This window comes from Leptolyngbya sp. BC1307, from assembly GCF_002286735.1.
GTDB lineage: Bacteria > Cyanobacteriota > Cyanobacteriia > Phormidesmidales > Phormidesmidaceae > Phormidesmis.
Genome location: NZ_NRTA01000142.1, coordinates 1 through 1,288 on the forward strand (window position 1 = coordinate 1; position 1,288 = coordinate 1,288).

Annotated in this window: 2 protein-coding genes; both read right to left on the reverse strand. The window is 45.4% G+C overall.

Features of this window, described 5'->3' with window-relative positions:
* Positions 1–254: 254 nt before the first annotated feature.
* Positions 255–980 (reverse strand): YetF domain-containing protein, encoded by a 726-nt coding sequence (locus CKL79_RS22420; RefSeq protein WP_240519042.1) that lies wholly within the window; start codon positions 978–980, stop codon positions 255–257.
* Positions 981–1,040: 60 nt separating this feature from the next.
* The gene (locus CKL79_RS23365) at positions 1,041–1,181 is read right to left on the reverse strand and encodes a hypothetical protein (RefSeq protein WP_170944173.1); all 141 of its coding nucleotides are present in this window, start codon (positions 1,179–1,181) and stop codon (positions 1,041–1,043) included.
* Positions 1,182–1,288 lie beyond the last annotated feature (107 nt).

Genomic DNA, 1,288 nt, shown 5'->3' on the forward strand with positions numbered 1-1,288 from the left:
AACGCTGCGGCATGTTTGCTCACCACTGGCGCTGGCGCAACAATCGGCAACTGCATCCTTCACCTCCTGCTCAAAACCTTTGAACCTAACGCCTAGTCTACCTCAGACGCGATATGATGATTTTTCTCTCATGAGAGCACAACACTCAAGTTAGTGACTTAGCGGAAATCCGAACCAGCCAGCTACGGTAGAATGCTGCTTTCAGGTCACTGTGAGCGAAATTACACGTATCTCGGCTAGGGGGTCAATTATTATCAAGCATTGCTAAGCGAAGCTTTCTCTCTAAAGCCCTGTACGTCTCTTAGAGCGTTGGCTTCGTTTACGTCTAAATCTTTGATCACGCTAAAAGTCCCGTCCGTCTCTAATACAACAGCCCCAATATCGTTGAGATTGCTGCCGCCCCTAACCCTGATGGCGGCTAGCACTTCACCTTTTGCAACTCGCTCTTGTTTGATCAAGTGTTCTATAAACTCTCCTTTAAAGAACAGTAGTGTAGGCTTTGCTTTGATCAGGGTTTGAACAATGCTAGAACGTACGGATAGCCAGGTAAGAATAAACTGAAAGCCTACCAGCAAAACAATGGCTACCATCGTTTGAACTAGGGAAACACTTTTGGTTAGCAATGCGCTGGCTAGGATGGAGCCCAACGCAATCGTGACCACAAAGTCAAAAGAATTCCATTTAGATAGTGTGCGTTTTCCCGAAACTCGTAGCCAGATAATCAAGCCAATGTAAGAGAGTGTTCCTGTAATTAGCGTATGAAAAAGGCTCGCCCAGCTAGCTAAAAGATCTTGTGTTAGTGAATAGTCGTCCATGTAGGCGCGGGAAGAAAAGACCCCCTTAACATATATCGACATGAACCATCTGCCGTCCTGATAAAGGCAGAAGTTGAGTCCGTATAGCAATAGTGCTAAACGGACAAGTTTTAGAAAAAATAGGAAAAACCCTGAAGGGGTGACCGTTTGACTTAGGTTAACCAAGGGTGTGCGATTCGTTCAGCTTAAACAGACCATTACGTCTGGAGCCCATAATACCTCGCTTTAACCGGCGGCTTCGAGAGTGCCTAAGGCATTGACAATCACCTCGTTAAAAGCCCCTTCGTCAGTGCGCTCCATCCATTCGGCATACCAAATTAATTCTTCCTGGGACAGCAGGAATAGGTAAATTTGTTCTCCATTCAATGTGGCAAACGCAATAGCTCAATAACCGCTGGTAAGTAGCATTATTGAGGAAAGTAACGATGAGTGGTCAAAGGGCGAGAAATCTGTTGTAACAGAAGAATGAAAAG